We start from the raw sequence: 15,082 nt of genomic DNA, 5'->3' as shown, positions 1-15,082 counted from the left end.
AGGGGAATTAATGTTCGTGGCCGTGCGCGGGCAAGGTGCCCGATAGGGATGATAACCGAATCTGGTAGCCGCCTTTGGTCACCACCCGTTCGCCGGGCTGGACGCCCGACAGGAGTTGCACCAACAATCCATCACGAACTCCGAGCCGGACTTCCCGTTTTTGGAAGGACTCTCCGCCGGTTTGGACGTAGACGTAATAAATGCCCTGCTCTTCGATCAGTGCCGATTCCGGAACGGCCAGGACCGACTGTTGTGGGCGGGTTTTCAGCCAGACATCGACAAAGGTGCCGGGCACCAGTCCGCCGACATTGGTCACTTCCATCAGCAATGGCACAAAGCCCGATTGGCCCTCCGCGCTTCGACCATAGGAAAGTATCCGGCCCTGTAACTGCTCCAGCGAATAGCGTTGGTTATCGGATGGGGTGCGGATGGAAGCCGATTGAATTTGGCTCAGCAAGCGCACATCCTGCTGCGAGACATCCGCCCGGATCACCAATCGCCGGTTGCGCGTCAGGGTCAAAAGCGGTTGGCCGACGGAGACGTATTGCCCCGGTTCCACCAGCACATTTTTGATATAGCCACTGATGGGAGCCGTCAGGCTTTTTCCACCCGCCCGGTAATTGGCTGACAGGGCCTCCAGGGCTGTTCGCGCATTTTCGAGTTCGGCCTTGCGGACTTCAAAATCGCGGCTGGTGATTAACTGGTTCGTGATCAACTGTTGCGCCCGTTCAAAGTCGGTCCGGGCGCGTTCAAAGTTGGTGCGGGCCTGAACCAATCGGGCATCTAGGTTGCCTTCGGCCAGCGAACCGCTGGTGAGGGTCACGAGTGGTTCCCCGGACCGGATGGCCCCTCCAACCAGTAACGGTCTATTTTTAAGCTGAACAATTCCATCGAGCGTGGCTGCTACGACCACTTCATCACCGGGTGCGGGCTGAATTTTTCCCGTGGTTTGGATGATTTCGCCAAAGGGCCTGGGCTGAAGAGGCTCCGTGGCAAACTCCACTTTCCAGGCTTGTTCTTTCAAATAGGTGATATCAATACCGGCAGAGGCTTCCTTCGGTTGCTGGGCCAGAGCGGTTTGTTCATCGGCAAAAACCCGGACGCTATCGATGATGAGTTGATCGGTCGCATTCTTTGTTTTGATATCGAAAACCAGTTTGCCAATCCCAGCCATTCCGGGAGTGAGCGCTAACCGGTAAATGCCCGGAACCGTAGGGGCATCCGCCTGTTGGCGGATGCCTTTTTCTTCCACCAGTAAACTCACCGTCACTGTTCCTGCGGCAAGTGCCGTGAATTTTTCACCCAGAACCGTGAAGTGAGCCGCAAACTTTGACTGCTGTCCCACAATCAGCGGTTTGAACTCGACAAAGAGTTCGAAATGATCGCTGTAGAGGGTATAGGCCAGTGGCTGCAATCCCGATTCATCATGCGAATGACCATGTTCTTCGGCTCCATGTTCATGGCTGTCCGATTGACGGTTACAGCCCGAGAGAAAAAGCACGGCTAATGTGATGGAAAAAATAATTTTAGACGTCATCAGAAATGGATCAGTGCTTGTGGGGATGGGCATGCGGCTTTTCGGCTTTCGAAGTGCTATCGCTGCCTACGGTAAATTCTTCCTGGTGCTGCGTGCTGTCCGATTTCGCATGATCGGCATGTTCGGTTCCATCTTCGTGTTTGTGCGTACCGGCCTCATGATCGTGAGCCTTCCCATCATGGGTGTGTTCTTCTGAATTATTGCCTGAGCATCCGGTGAAGAGAATGGAAACGACGGCCAAAGCAAAAAGTATGTTTTTCATGGGTGATAAATTGGAGTTGTAGAGACTGAATACATCCGACAACTGGCAGAATAGTCTGTCAGGCGACATAGATAGGACTGGAAAACGCAGCATTAGCCTCGTGGTCTATATGACCAGCATGGACAATCCGGGTTATCCTGTACGAAAGGATTCAGTAATGTGAAAAAGAGAGAATAGAAAGCGGGCTAGCAGATAGCCAAAAGGAAACTGACTCCAGGCAAAAGGTCAGCAGGAAGGAGAAAATGCAAAAGGGGGAGCACGAAGCAGCAGCGAACTAAAGGCCGGTGGTGGTGCCTTGGCACAGGCATAAGTGAGCCAGGCGGTATGGGTTACCCAGTGAATGGATAAAGCATGAAAAGTAAAGAGGCAATTCTCACTAATTTCCGAAGTCGTTACCTGAACGTGATCGGCCTTTGCAGCAGCTACATATACGAACCCGGTTTGAACAGCTCCATGCGTGTGCGAGGTCCAGTCCAAGTCATCGGACTTAGTGGCCTGATCTTCGTGATGGTGGTGGCCTATTCCCTCATGATCATGCTCATGGGTGTGATGATGCGGCAACCAGTCGTGAACCAACACCAGGGTGTAAGTCAGTAGCATTAAAGACGTTATGCAGGTCCGCCAGATCATTCACGGGTAAAGGTATGGAAAGAATGGTTTGGGGGCAAGCGGGATTTGTTTCAATCGATCTGTTTAGGTCAGTTCTTAAACCGAAGCCTGAACTTTTCAGCATTATTTCATTAAAAAGGATATTTCCATCAAGCGAACCACTATAGAATCGCTGTATGTACAATAATTCCCCGTAATTGTCTAATTATTTAATTGTGAGCATGTTAATTCTTGAAAACCCCTATTTTTAAATATTGGTTTTCATCATTCACAGCGCTATGGTCCGTTTTTTGCGTATCTTTGTTATAGAACAATGAAAATCTTTCGGACATATTGGTTGCAAAAAACATTGCTTTGGCTGATGCTGCTCGTCGTCATTAACCAAAGTATCAATGCTCCTGATGTTTTAGAAAACCGCGATAGCAATCCTTTTACTTTGGAAGAAGATCTATCCATCAATGAGATGGAAAGTATTCTCGAATTGGTACTGGAAAAATGCCTGAATGTCGACAACGCTTTTCCCGAAGAGGAAGAAGAAGATTCATTCGAATTGAGACTGCTCGCTAAACTGTGTCAAGGGTGAATAGAAAGAAAAAAACCTTATTTTCACTATCATGACCAACTCCAACAACGACTTCGATTTTGAGTCTTTCAAACAGGCCGCTATTAAAGGCCTTTATGAAGGAAAACCCCTGACTGGGGAAGACGGCCTTTTCGCTCCTTTGCTTAATCACTTCCTGAAATCGGCCCTAGAAGGTGAAATGACTAATCACTTGTTGGAAACTCGGCAACGGAACAAAACCGCCGAAATGGAAAGACCACTAAGCAGGTTAAAAGTAGTGCAGGACTGATCGATTTACAAACACCCCGAGACCGCATAGGCAGCTATCAGCCTCAGATTGTACCTAAGCGGCAAGTCGTACTCACAGCCCAACTGGAGCAAAAAGTACTGTCTCTCTACAGCGTAGCTATTGCCTACGCTGACATCAGCCACCACCTATCCGAAATGTACGGTTATAGCTTATCGGACAGCGAGTTGACCGCTATCACTGATAAGCGGGGCCGCCCTTTAGGTTTGAGGGTTGGTAAGAAACCAAGATTGGGTAGCTTGCCAACAAGTGAACAGGGTGGGCTACCTGTCAGAGTCCCTAAATCCGCCATTCATCTGGTCAGTGCCTGGGCCACTGCCAACAAGGTCGTCTTGGGACAGGTCAAAACGGCTGAAAAATCGAATGAAATTACAGCTATCCCTAAATTACTGGGTGTATTAGAGCTCACGGACTGCCTTGTTACCATTGATGCCATCGGCTGTCAAACCGCTATTGTTCAACAAATTGTGGCGGGTGGCGCTGATTATGTGATTGCTGTCAAAGGCAATCAGGGACAGTTGCAAGAGGGCTTGGCCGACACGTTGCGCTTTTGCCCACCCGTATCGATTTGGAAAGAGGTAGACAGCGGACACGGTCGGGTTGAAACCCGGACGTGCTCGGTGTACACCGATTTGGCCCACCTTCAGCATCCGCAACGATGGGTTGGCTTACAAGCTGTCGTTTGCGTCGAAGCCGTGCGGTATCTCAAAGTTACGCAAACGGAACACACCGAAAAACGGTATTTTATTACCAGTTTGGGAGCCGATGCCCAAAAAATAGGCCAGGCGGTGCGTTCCCATTGGGGCATCGAGAATGAATTGCATTGGGTCCTTGATGTCTCTTTCGGCGAAGACCGTAGTCGAAAACCAGAAGGAAATGCGGCCGAGAACTTCTCGATTCTGTGTCGAATTGCCCTAAATTTAATTAAAAATGAAACCAGCCGGAAGCGAAGTATCAAAGGCAAACGACTGGAGGCCGGATGGGACAATGAGTATTTGCTCAAAATCCTTAAAAATTAGATGCGTTTGCCCTGGGATAGCCGTTATCCGCAGGCGATTCAGTGTTGGCTTAATAAATGGGAATTATTACCACCGTTTTTCGATTACCAAGCCCCTATTCGCAAGGTAATGTACACGACTAATACGGTAGAAGGCTATCACCGCCAGCTCAGAAAGGTGACCAAGACGAAAGGCGCTTTCTCTTCAGAAATTGCCCTTCAAAAATTAGTCTATCTGACGATTTAGAATCTACAAATCAAGTGGGAAACAACAACTTACAACTAGAAGGAGGTGCTGGGCCAAATCAGTATCATATTTGAGGAACGAATTAAACCGCACCGATTCGATTAAATCCCGCTGACACAGTTCGGCGAGCACTCCCGGCAGTCGTCCAGCCTCTGGCTGGACGCAACGTTATAGACATGAATCGAACAGACCAGCCTTTATTTTCCACTATACACCCACAGACTAACCCATAAGGTAAAGGCCCCCTCTCTCCCTATGTACGAGTATAGACAATTTTCTTATATGTACGAGTCTGATAATGAGTTAGATAATTAATGGGGTGAATTTGGGAAACGATCAGGGTGAACCGCCAGCTTCCTATTAAACACTAACTGGATTCGACAAGCTTTACGGAATTAGCTTCGGGCGCAACTGTATGTATACGAAAGGACTCAAAGCATGCCAGACTACCTCGACGCTCCCCAGTTTGCCAACCTCTCCGCCCACCAGAAAACCCTGATCCGTCAGGCGGCTCAATACTACCTCCGCGAAAACAAGGAGTCCGCCACGGGGCGGAAAATTGACGATTCCCAGTTTGGTCAATTCCTGAACCGGACGGAAGTCCGGGACTATTACGACGAACTGCTGAAGGGTCTGGTGGAAGCCCGGCAGGAACAACACAATTTATCCCAAGGGGCCCAGCAGTACACCCAACACCTCGCCCGTGCGGCCCAATTCCTGAAAGCCGAAAAGAATACACAAACCACCCTGAACGATCTCAACCGCTATAATCTGGGGTTGGTCGAGAAAATAAAGCGGCTCGACGAGGGGCTTCTGCGAAATGACATCAAACGCCGGGACATCGAGAAAATGCTCGGGGAGCTGCGTGGGCAGCGCATCCGGGCGGAAGGGGCTCTGGTGGACGTCATCGAATCGGTGCAGGCCAAATCCAAGGCGTATCAGGACAAACTGGTGGACCCCAAACACTGGAAAAGTCGGGTGGCCCTGACCGGGGCTGAAATGGCGTTGCTGGATGACTACGAGGTCCGTCGGGAAAAGCTCAGGGCCGAGCAGCGAGCCACCACCAACCGCCAGCAGAAACAGGCCCTGACCGCCCAGCTCAAGGCCGAAGAAGAGCAGCACTGCGCCCTGATGGAGAAGCTGACCCACGACCGTTCCCGCTACGCCAAGGGCATTGCTAGTAGTCTGAAAGCCCAGCGGGACGGAGCCATGGCCAGTCAGGCCGCCCTGAAACAGGAACAGAAACTACTACGCGAAACCGAAACGATCTGGGGTCAGAAAGCCCGGCAGATCGGGGATCTGAAAGCCGGGGTGGCCTCCATGGTCCACCTGATGGAAGGCGTTGGCGGGACCCGGCTGGGGGGCTTCTTCGACGCTCACCAGCTAGCCGCCCGGATGGCCGATGCCAGCCGTTTGCCGGGCCGGTTTTCGGGGTTGGGCAATTCGTTCGGCCCTTCGATGAATGCGGCCTCAGCGGGCCTATCGGGCGTGGTACAGGGGCTGGCGGGGAAGCTCCTCCGCTGGAAAGCCGTCTTCGAGATCGGGGGATGGATAGTGGACTCCGTGACTAAAGCGGATGAGCGGGTAACGCAATTGGCCCGCTCGTTTGCCGTTTCCAAACAGCAGGCACGGCTGTTGTACGATGCCCTGCAAGGGCAGCATACCGCCTTGGCGGGGGTAGGCGTGAACCTCGATGATCTGGTGGGCTCGCAACTGCGTTTCAATGACTCACTGGGGACATCCGTCGTTTTGAATGCCCAGCTCAACCAGACGCTGGCGGAATCGGGCAAACTGATGGCTCTCTCCCAAGAAGCCGTTCAGGGGTTGGCCGTGAACACGATTCTGTCGGGGGATTTGAATCGCAACGTGCGCGATGAGATTTTGGGGATTTCCAAAATCGAACAACTCCGGCACGGCATCTTGTTGAACGACCAGTCGATTCTGGAAGCCACGTTGAAAACCACCGGCACAATCCGCGCCAATTTCAAAGGGCAGGCGGGTGAACTGGCCAAAGCCGTCACGCAGGCCAAAATGTTGGGGATGAATCTGGAGCAGGTTGATAAAATGGGTGAGTCGTTGCTGGACTGGCAGACCTCGATCGAGAAGGAACTCCACGCCGAGCTGCTGACCCGGAAGAACCTGAATCTGGAACGCGCCCGGGCCTTCGCCCTGCAGGGCGACATGAAGGGCCTCACGTCGGAGATCGACCAGCAGGTCGGTGGCCTCGACGGCTTTTTACGCCAGAACGTCATGGGCCAGAAAGCCTTGGCGGAAGCCATCGGCATGACCCGGGCCGATCTCGCGGACGTGTTGTTTCAAAAGAAAGCCATTGCCGACATCAACGACCAACTGACGGGGAATCTCTCGCAATTGGATCGGCAGCGGATGGCTACCTACGGCGACGCGCTGGTGACCAACGCTAAATTTCGGCAGGACTACGAACAGATTCTCAAACGCGTGGGCATCAGCGAAGAAAAGCGCATCAAAGACATGGGTGAGCTGGTCTCCACCAACCTTAGGACCCTGTCGGCCCAGCAGAAATTTGAGGAGTCGATGAGTCGCATCAAGGAGAAAATTGCCCAGCTCTTCGGGGACGGTAAAGTCGTCGATCAACTGGCGGATTCCCTGATCCGGGTGATTCAGTGGCTGCCGGGCGACAGTGGTTTGTTGACCAGTGCCGAGCAGGCCAAACAGGCGGGGATCATCACCCGCCAGCAGGAAATGGCGGAGTTGCGCAACCGGACTGATTTGACGGGCCCGGTTCGCAACGCGGTGCAGCGGTATTTCGAGAACAAGGAGAGTGTTTTCTTCGATGAAAAGCTCCTGCACGGCAATGCGATGTTTGAATATGATCGCCAGCGGGGAATCCGGTCGGTGCGGGATGCAGTTATTTCCCCCGCAGGCGAAGTGATGATTTCCGGACCACTGGGGGCGATCCGCCCCGACCCCCGGGATTATCTGGTGGCGACGCCCCATCCGGCCGAATGGCTGGGGGCGGGAGCCAGCGATCAGCAGGGGAGTCTGTTGCGCCAGTTGATCGAAGTCATTCGCTCGGGCGACCGACAGGTCCTGTCGGCGTTGGAAACGGGGCTTCAGGTGCGGTTAAACGGAGGGAAGGTAAATGAATCCCTGCGGATGGGGAATGGGAGGCTGTAACGGAACCAGCGATGATCATCATCCACCATCCACTGGCGAGCCGAGGGTCTAAAACCTTCGGCTTTTTTTAGGTCCCGGGGTTTTGGCAGGGTCCCGGAAGGAGGATTACAGGTGAAGAAACAGGGAAACGAGGGTGATCATCTGGATCAGCCACAGACCCGCCAGCCACAGAACCAAATGCCTTTTCATTCGGGCCAGCATAAGCTCAACTTGGGGGGTTGTGGGAACGGATTCGGGTCCCGGTTTTGCACCGGCTTGCTGGAGGGTAAAAATAGTTTGCATCAACTGCTGGGCCGCTTGCTGACCCAGTTTCTCTTTCAGAGCCTCGTAGGTTTTGATTTCGATGGAAGTCATGAGTTGGGTTGAATGGGGTTTACGGGTAACTATTCAAATTCAACGATTGCGGAAAATCCCGATTTGTATGATTACTCAATTGGTAACCGGCTCCGAGTTTGTGACAATCCGGTGTAGGTACCTCAACCATCTATGTGTCAGCCGGTCAGCGCAGGAAGGTAGCACCCCATGTGTCACCGTAAATTTTGATTCGTTTAGCCGACACCTCCATGTTGTACTTTTGATGCTGTTCGTATTTGCCGATCTTTTCACTGCCCCTAAAAATATACCGCCCGTTTTCTTTTACGATCGTTCCAGATTCATTTTCTTGTCCATAATAGCCAAAATCATAGGATAGAATACAATTACATGCTTCGGTTAGATCCAGCGAAGCACGACCACCGGTAATAGCTCCCATGTAAGCACTCCCTTGGTAGAAACCTGCAAAAGAATGACATGGCGAAAAATCCTCGATCCGTTTTTGCCGCTCGACCAGATCAGTGCGAGCCGCCACAATTTGGTTTAAAAGTGGAGCTTCAGGTTGGCAGTGCCGCTTAGCTTGTTGATAGTGTTTTTCTGCTTTCTGAAACATGGCCATTTTAACAGTATAATTCAGGTCAGGCCGGTAAAGGCCTTGATGTTCATAGAGTTGACCTAAAGCCAGATAGGCGTAGGGTAACTGATCCTCGAGGGCAATGGCTTTCTGTAGAGCGGCCTCGGCTTTGCGATACTGTTCCTGTTTTGTGTAGTATTCGCCCATTCCCAACTGGCCCCAGTAGAAATCTGGCTTTAGTTCCAAGGCTTTTTGGAAGTATTCGACGGTAGTCGCGCTGTCTTTGTTTTCCAGTCGTCCCCGTAAATAGTTGGCCTCGGGGCTATCGGGATGTGCTTGCAGCAGGTCCCGGTATTCTATTCGGATCGTTTCTTTTTTCCGAGGGTTGAAATCCTGATAATTAAGGTGCTTTTCGATTTGGGTTAGGGGAATTTTAGCGGCTCGTTCCTGCATACGATCCCAGATTAATAGAAAGCCCCCGAAAACGAACACCATGACCCCTACGATCTTGAGGGCAAGGGCTACCGGAGCAGGTGCGGACACATGCGAAAACTCCGGATTTTCCTCTTCGATGAGTGGGATCGTATCGAGATCCGGGACGGCTGGCGGGAGATCATCGGGGATCGGTGGAGGAACTTCTTCGTTGACCAGCAGGATTGGCGGGGTTTCTTGCTTTGGAAAAAGATCATCTAATTCCGGGAGTTCTTCGGCTTGCTTCCAGTCTGGTAAGCCAGAGTGCCACACCAGTGATGTCGGCACCATCCCAGCTTCCAGTAATTGCTCTTTGGCCAAAGGTCCTAGCTGTTGATCCCGATTCAGGAGTAAATAATAGTTCATACACGGCAAATGCTAATCAGTAGTTTGTATTCTGCGTAGGATCGATCCCGATTCAATGTTCGGGTCTATAGCGATGACTTGGCGACGTAATTCTTCGTTAAGCCATCGGATTTGGCATTGTTCGTTGGGTAAACGCTGCATTTCGAGAATATCACTTCCACTGCGAGGGTACGTGAGGCTGGAAATGCCATCCTCTTCCTGAAAGCTCAGGATGAGTTTATTGCCTTCGAAGCGCCCGGTACAGTTGAGTATAAGTTGTGCTGCTATCCAGAAGATCAAACCATCCTTTTTGAGGGCCATATCGCCCGAAAAAACATCTCCGTTAACTGGACTCCAATGGCCTTTCCAGCGAGCGTAGTTTTCGGGGTCGGCGATCAGGTTCGAAATAGCGAAGGAGGGCTGCTCGCTGCTTTCCAACCCGTTCTCGATGGGTGGTTGGGTGGCGAATCCGGGTACCTGTTCGGGCTCCTCGTTGGCAGGCTCATCCACGAAGACCATGATGGAATCTGCTTCTACCGGGGTGATTGGTGGCTTCTGTCGGGCTTCGGAAATCTCATTGGCTGTTGGCGGCAACCGGTGTTTAGTGGCGGGTTTCGTTGCCGCTTGGTTCATTGTGGACCAGTCGGAACGACTAAAAAGATAGACCAGTACCACTAAAGCAAGGGTGCCGATTATAAGCCCTACATACATACCCGTCGATGCCTTCTCGCTAGCTGTTTCTTCGGGGTCGATGGTCTCCCCCGATTCCCACGCTGGAAATAGCCTCCGGATTTCCTCGACGTGGTAAGCCCGCTGCCATTGCTTCGATCCCGGATACCAGACCAGCGTATTGGGCGTTAGGGAAAGCCCGGCGAGTTGCTCCCGGGTAAAGGGTCCTTGCCTCTGATCGTTTTCGACAAGGTAATACGTTGGGTGATGCATGCTGGGTAAGCGTAGTTCACATGGGTCAAGAGTAATCAACCCGGTGGAGGTTTTGGAATTTACCCGTTAGGGGGTCCACAGGTTCAAACTCATAAAACAACGGATGGTCCGGCTATCGCTTTCAAAAATCACCGCTTTCAACGAACCCGGGTTCCCTTTTGCTGCCGGAGCATATTTGATGAGGTAATCAATAATTTCATAGGAAAGGTGCAAAAAGCGCGGGGTGATAACTTCATCGTTCAGGTGGATTTCCGCCCAGAGTACGTCGATTTCTTCTCCATTCGGTGTCTCGTAGCGGACGACATCCTCATGCTTCAGCGGGTACTGCTTACCGCTCGGGAGTTCAACAAATACGTGGGGAAATTCGCCCCCCACCACTGGCAAGCGCCCAGTTTGTTTTTTTCCTAACGGTTGTTCGCGGTAGGTTCCGATGGCATAAATCGTGGGAATCGTACTTTTTGGGAAAGACACCAGAGGGGCCTTCTCCTGTGTCCTTAGATGATGGATTTTCTGCCCAAGGCTTTTCAAATGCCAGTCGCCTGTTTTTACTGGTTCGTCCCCTCCTTTATTCTCCTGTGGATCAAAATAGCCATTTGGGAACTGTAAACGGATGGAATAGGTACTCCGCCCCTCCCCAAACAGGCTTTGACCCGAGTAATCATGCTCGAAGCCAAAGTTGGTGAGTGGCTCGCTCATCCCCGGCCCGAAATACGCGATTCGGATGGCGTTGGGATCAAACGGAGTAGTTGAATAGTCATCTGATCGGCTCTTCATGCCGATGATTTCATCGTGGGTATAGCCGATCAGGGTTTCAAGCTTGGCCATATCCTCGGTGATTTTCCCGCTGGGCAAAGGAATCTGAATGCGAACGGTTTTGCTGGCTTCTTTCGGATTTTCAGAGTCTTCCTTGATGGCCGAATCATACGAAGAGGTGAATCCCCAATCATCCCTAATCGTGTCCATCAAAAAATCCGTGGCGCGTTCTTCAACGAACTGGGTGGAACCCAGTTCGTCAAGGGGAAGGAACAGCTCTTTTTGGAAAAAGCGGAGGTAGAGACCACCATCGGGGTATATGCTATTAGCTGGCACTAAAATGGTTGAATTACTTTCCATTTTTAATGGGTCTTTGATTGAAAATTCAGCAGCAAAGATACCTAATTTTTCAAAATAGCACTTAAAAGTGTTATTTATTGAAAGAATCAAGTTAATTATTTGTCCCGTGGTAAAAATTCGGGACAAAGAGTTACTTCGGTTATTTGGGCATCAGCTTCGTAAGGTCCGCACGCAGCGTGGAATGACCCAGCAGGCTCTTGCTGATGAATCGGAACTTTGGCTGAGTCAGGTCGGACGTATTGAGCGTGGTGAAGTAAATGTAACGCTCAGTATGATAGCAGTACTTGCTCGTACACTGAAGGTGGATTTGAAGGAATTGGTTGATTTTGAATTACCCCCATTTGAAAATCAACAGGAGCACTAGATAAATTTGGTTTCGTCACTGATCAGATCATCATGCTCTGGACATTTCCATATACCCTTCTGATTGATTCTGAATACTAGTGATCGGGCAACACATGGTTGATACGATCGTCCGATACACTTTTTGATAATAAGATTATCTTGAGGTGTTTATAGAACGATTCAACTATACGAAATTCCTTTCGGCAAAAAAGGGGGCATGAGATTTACTACAGTAGGAGAACCATCCTTTTTGAACAACATCTGACGTCTATATCGGCGCAGAGAATAGGCCCAGCAGATTAGCTTTCTGGGTATATGCCGTTTTAGGGCATTTCAAAAATGGTCTTGCGATAAAAAACACCTCTCACCACCCTTCTGAAAAAACTCTTTTCTTAGCTACGAAAACTGTCTAATTGAACTAGTAGTATGGAAATTGTGTAGCAAATTGTGTATCAAACAAAAAAGCCACCTCGTTTTCGAAGTGGCTACGTACTTGATTTTCAGGGTGGGAGTTGACGTATTCGAATATTGATAGTAATTTATTGATATACAGCTAGTTACATTTTTTATTTATTTTCAATTGTTAATTAGAATACTATTATATTATTTGTACGTATTGAATTTGCCTTGGATTTTCATTAATTAATTGACTATCAGTATGTAAGTCCGAGGTTAAATGTAAGTTGAATTGTAATTTTAGTATTAGAATAAACATTGGAATTGGAATTTGGCAAAATTGATTTCGACTAAATTTAATCTAAATTATGGAAATAAGTTTTGAAGATTTAGGATTTATTATGGAACTTAATAAAAGAAAAAGTCCATTATTGAAAATGTTATTTGAAATATACGAAGAATCAAGTATAATATTAAATAATAGAATACAAGTGGTTTTTAGTACATATACTCTGCATAATACAGGCCATTCGAACAGAATAATGGAATATATGTATAATTTTATTAACGATATTAGTCAGCTGAGCGATCTAGAGATTTGTGTTCTTTGCTATTCTGCATTGCTTCACGATATTGGAATGGCTGTCTGGGATGATGAAATACTTCAAATTAAAAATGATAATTACGTATCTAGTAAAGGTAACTATTCTGCTTATAGTAAATATTATTCGAACGAAACAATAGCAATTCAAGAATTTATTAGAGATATGCATGCCGAAAGATCGGCAAACTATATAAAAAATAATTTAATTGATAAACTACATTTGCCTAATCAAGCCACAAATAATTTTGCGCATGAAATTGCATTAATATGTCAAAGTCATACTGAAAATACAGATTGGATATTGAAAAATTTAAATAACCATGTAGTAAAAGGTGATTATACTTTTAACCCCCAATATTGTGCATGCTTGCTTAGAATATCTGATATTTTAGATATTGATACTCAAAGAACCCCATATAAACTATATAAGCTTATTAAACCAAAACTAATAAGTGATAAAGAATGGCTACAGCATTTTGTTATTAGTAATAATAAAAAAATAGAAAAAGACCAACGTACAAAATTAAATAAAATAGTGTTTTATGGAAGTTGCGATAATCCTAGTATACACAGAAAAGTACTTACTTATTTAGATTGGGTACAGCAAGAGCTTTACGATTGTATTTTATTAACTAGCAAAATGGATATGAAATACTATTTTCTATTTGACTATCAAATAGAAAATAAAATTGAACCTAAAGGTTATATTTTTTCAAATCATAAGATGATTTTAGACTTTAAAGCAATTAGTAAATTATTAATGGGAGAACATATTTACGGGTCTGCAACTCTTGGTTTAAGAGAACTTGTTCAAAATTCTATTGATGCCTGTAAAATAAGATTTGAAGAAGAACAAAAAAAAGCTTCCTTCCAAGATGATGCGTATATCCCTAAAATAAAAATTATCTTTAATAAAAAAGATAATATTGTTTCTATTAAAGATAATGGGATAGGTATGACTATTAATACTATTAAAAATCATTTTTTAAGTATTGGGTCATCTTATTATACTTCAAAAGATTTTAAATTGAAAGATTTTTCATATCAACCAATTGGAGCATATGGCATTGGATTTTTATCTTGTTTTATGCTTTCTTCAACTGTGAAAGTTGGTACAAGACATTATTTGTCAACTGAAAAATATATTATTGATTTAGAAAAAGACAGTGAATACACCTCAATTTCTGAAAATGTTGATTTATCATTTAGCGGTACTGAGATAGAATTAAATTTTTCTTCATTTATGGCAGTTTTTAATAATGATATAAAAAATGTAAAATCTTTTATTGAGGAATTTTTTATTACGGATAATATAGAATTTGAATTAATAAACTTTGATAATTCGACTAAAGACAATGTCATTAATATGATAGCTATGAATCAGAGTAATGCTAAAGAGTATACTAAAATTGATATTTCTAAATATATGGAAGGTGTTGAAGGGTTTGTTACAATAGAAATTAAGGATGAATTTATTGTTAATTATCAAAGTATATTTGAGGGGGATTCGTACATTTATGATGATATTATAGAGGAGTTTATTCAAATAGATAATGATTTAGATTTGAAGCCATATATTATTGATGGATGTATACATTACTTGAGTCTACCTATAATAGATGACGATACAACTAAAGATTATGAGAGAGCTCTTTACTATTACAGTGACGATCATGAAAAAGCTATGGAAATGATGCGGAAATCTATTGAAATTGTATACATATTATTAAATGAAAATCAATATAAAGAGCCTTATAGTGGACTTTACGCTAGCAATGATTATATTTTTAATGATTTAACCTTTGATAGACTTGGTGAATTAGGTCATGATATTTATTGTGAAATTAAAATTGATAAACATAAAATATTAGCTCATCATTCGTCGGATAATTCAGAGATATTAGAGTATAAGAAATTTGAAAAAAAAGATGGTATTTACTATCCGTCATTTAAATATAAGACATATTTACGAAATGTATGGGTATCGAGGTATTCATTTTTTAGTACTTACCTAACCAATTTATTTGTAATTCACGATTTTAAGATTAATATATTAAATAAGAAAGTTTATGCAAATGTTTCTCGTAATGATTTAGATAACGAAATATTACTTTTATTTAATTATGCATTAGAGAAATCTATTTATCTTGGGGTATTAAATGAATGTAAATATTCTGAGAGTAAGAAAAATTTACTTAAGGATTTTATTAATAAGTTTTTTTCTGAAAAGTCTATTTTGTTAAAAAATTAAAAGTATATCAATCATATTTTGATAATAATTATGAAACTATATTTATAAAATG

At 46.1% G+C, this 15,082-nt stretch carries 12 protein-coding genes and 2 pseudogenes; 8 read left to right on the top strand and 6 right to left on the bottom strand.

Annotation, left to right across the window (positions count from 1 at the left end; all coding sequences use genetic code 11):
• Window positions 1-7: 7 nt before the first annotated feature.
• Window positions 8-1,537: an efflux RND transporter periplasmic adaptor subunit gene (locus DUE52_RS21925; protein ID WP_114408199.1), complete on the bottom strand. Its 1,530-nt coding sequence runs from the start codon at window positions 1,535-1,537 to the stop codon at window positions 8-10.
• Between the two features lie 10 nt (window positions 1,538-1,547).
• Complete coding sequence (locus tag DUE52_RS21920) at window positions 1,548-1,799, bottom strand: hypothetical protein (protein WP_114408198.1); 252 nt, start codon at window positions 1,797-1,799, stop codon at window positions 1,548-1,550.
• Between the two features lie 459 nt (window positions 1,800-2,258).
• Between DUE52_RS21920 and DUE52_RS32470 the strand changes: the two genes are divergently transcribed.
• The 6 genes and pseudogenes from DUE52_RS32470 (at window position 2,259) to DUE52_RS21890 (ending at window position 7,677) form a co-directional block, all read left to right on the top strand.
• Window positions 2,259-2,396, top strand: coding sequence for a hypothetical protein (locus tag DUE52_RS32470; protein WP_165840990.1), 138 nt, complete (start codon window positions 2,259-2,261; stop codon window positions 2,394-2,396).
• A gap of 325 nt (window positions 2,397-2,721) precedes the next feature.
• Window positions 2,722-2,991 carry a hypothetical protein gene (locus tag DUE52_RS21910; protein ID WP_133299906.1) on the top strand — a complete coding sequence of 90 codons (270 nt, stop codon included), beginning with the start codon at window positions 2,722-2,724 and terminating at the stop codon, window positions 2,989-2,991.
• 31 nt (window positions 2,992-3,022) lie between these two features.
• Window positions 3,023-3,465, top strand: a pseudogene (locus tag DUE52_RS33175) (transposase); the annotation flags it as partial.
• The gene (locus tag DUE52_RS21900) at window positions 3,445-4,296 is read left to right on the top strand and encodes an ISAs1 family transposase (RefSeq protein ID WP_445475332.1); all 852 of its coding nucleotides are present in this window, start codon (window positions 3,445-3,447) and stop codon (window positions 4,294-4,296) included. The pseudogene DUE52_RS33175 and the gene DUE52_RS21900, both read left to right, overlap by 21 nt.
• A 12-nt stretch (window positions 4,297-4,308) precedes the next feature.
• A pseudogene (locus tag DUE52_RS21895) lies at window positions 4,309-4,626 on the top strand (transposase); the annotation flags it as partial.
• 333 nt (window positions 4,627-4,959) lie between these two features.
• Complete coding sequence (locus DUE52_RS21890) at window positions 4,960-7,677, top strand: hypothetical protein (RefSeq protein WP_114408192.1); 2,718 nt, start codon at window positions 4,960-4,962, stop codon at window positions 7,675-7,677.
• 105 nt (window positions 7,678-7,782) lie between these two features.
• Here DUE52_RS21890 and DUE52_RS21885 read toward each other — a convergent pair whose 3' ends face one another.
• From DUE52_RS21885 to DUE52_RS21870, 4 genes are all read right to left on the bottom strand, one after another.
• Window positions 7,783-8,031 carry a hypothetical protein gene (locus DUE52_RS21885; protein ID WP_114408191.1) on the bottom strand — a complete coding sequence of 83 codons (249 nt, stop codon included), beginning with the start codon at window positions 8,029-8,031 and terminating at the stop codon, window positions 7,783-7,785.
• Between the two features lie 145 nt (window positions 8,032-8,176).
• Window positions 8,177-9,400 (bottom strand): DUF4339 domain-containing protein, encoded by a 1,224-nt coding sequence (locus DUE52_RS21880; RefSeq protein WP_114408190.1) that lies wholly within the window; start codon window positions 9,398-9,400, stop codon window positions 8,177-8,179.
• Window positions 9,401-9,412: 12 nt separating this feature from the next.
• A complete protein-coding gene (locus DUE52_RS21875; protein WP_114408189.1) occupies window positions 9,413-10,321 on the bottom strand; it encodes a DUF4339 domain-containing protein in 909 nt (302 codons plus the stop codon).
• A 66-nt stretch (window positions 10,322-10,387) separates the two neighbouring features.
• Window positions 10,388-11,560 carry a hypothetical protein gene (locus tag DUE52_RS21870; protein WP_133299905.1) on the bottom strand — a complete coding sequence of 391 codons (1,173 nt, stop codon included), beginning with the start codon at window positions 11,558-11,560 and terminating at the stop codon, window positions 10,388-10,390.
• Here DUE52_RS21870 and DUE52_RS32160 point away from each other — a divergent pair.
• Both DUE52_RS32160 and DUE52_RS21860 read left to right on the top strand, forming a co-directional pair.
• Window positions 11,502-11,798, top strand: coding sequence for a helix-turn-helix domain-containing protein (locus tag DUE52_RS32160; RefSeq protein ID WP_114408187.1), 297 nt, complete (start codon window positions 11,502-11,504; stop codon window positions 11,796-11,798). The genes DUE52_RS21870 and DUE52_RS32160 overlap by 59 nt on opposite strands.
• Before the next feature lie 745 nt (window positions 11,799-12,543).
• Window positions 12,544-15,030 carry an HD domain-containing protein gene (locus tag DUE52_RS21860; RefSeq protein ID WP_114408186.1) on the top strand — a complete coding sequence of 829 codons (2,487 nt, stop codon included), beginning with the start codon at window positions 12,544-12,546 and terminating at the stop codon, window positions 15,028-15,030.
• Window positions 15,031-15,082 lie beyond the last annotated feature (52 nt).

Source organism: Larkinella punicea, assembly GCF_003334855.1.
Classification (GTDB): domain Bacteria; phylum Bacteroidota; class Bacteroidia; order Cytophagales; family Spirosomataceae; genus Larkinella; species Larkinella punicea.
Note: the sequence above shows the minus strand (reverse complement) of the source record. Positions and strands in the feature narration are given on the sequence as shown.

Bases quoted from the DNA above. Each gene is read 5' to 3' on its own strand.
- DUE52_RS21860 (WP_114408186.1), top strand. From the start codon at position 12,544: ATGGAAATAAGTTTTGAAGATTTAGGATTTATTATGGAACTTAATAAA.
- DUE52_RS21890 (WP_114408192.1), top strand. From the start codon at position 4,960: ATGCCAGACTACCTCGACGCTCCCCAGTTTGCCAACCTCTCCGCCCAC.
- DUE52_RS21885 (WP_114408191.1), bottom strand. From the start codon at position 8,031: ATGACTTCCATCGAAATCAAAACCTACGAGGCTCTGAAAGAGAAACTG.
- DUE52_RS21925 (WP_114408199.1), bottom strand. From the start codon at position 1,537: ATGACGTCTAAAATTATTTTTTCCATCACATTAGCCGTGCTTTTTCTC.
- DUE52_RS21910 (WP_133299906.1), top strand. From the start codon at position 2,722: ATGAAAATCTTTCGGACATATTGGTTGCAAAAAACATTGCTTTGGCTG.
- DUE52_RS21880 (WP_114408190.1), bottom strand. From the start codon at position 9,400: ATGAACTATTATTTACTCCTGAATCGGGATCAACAGCTAGGACCTTTG.
- DUE52_RS21920 (WP_114408198.1), bottom strand. From the start codon at position 1,799: ATGAAAAACATACTTTTTGCTTTGGCCGTCGTTTCCATTCTCTTCACC.
- DUE52_RS21875 (WP_114408189.1), bottom strand. From the start codon at position 10,321: ATGCATCACCCAACGTATTACCTTGTCGAAAACGATCAGAGGCAAGGA.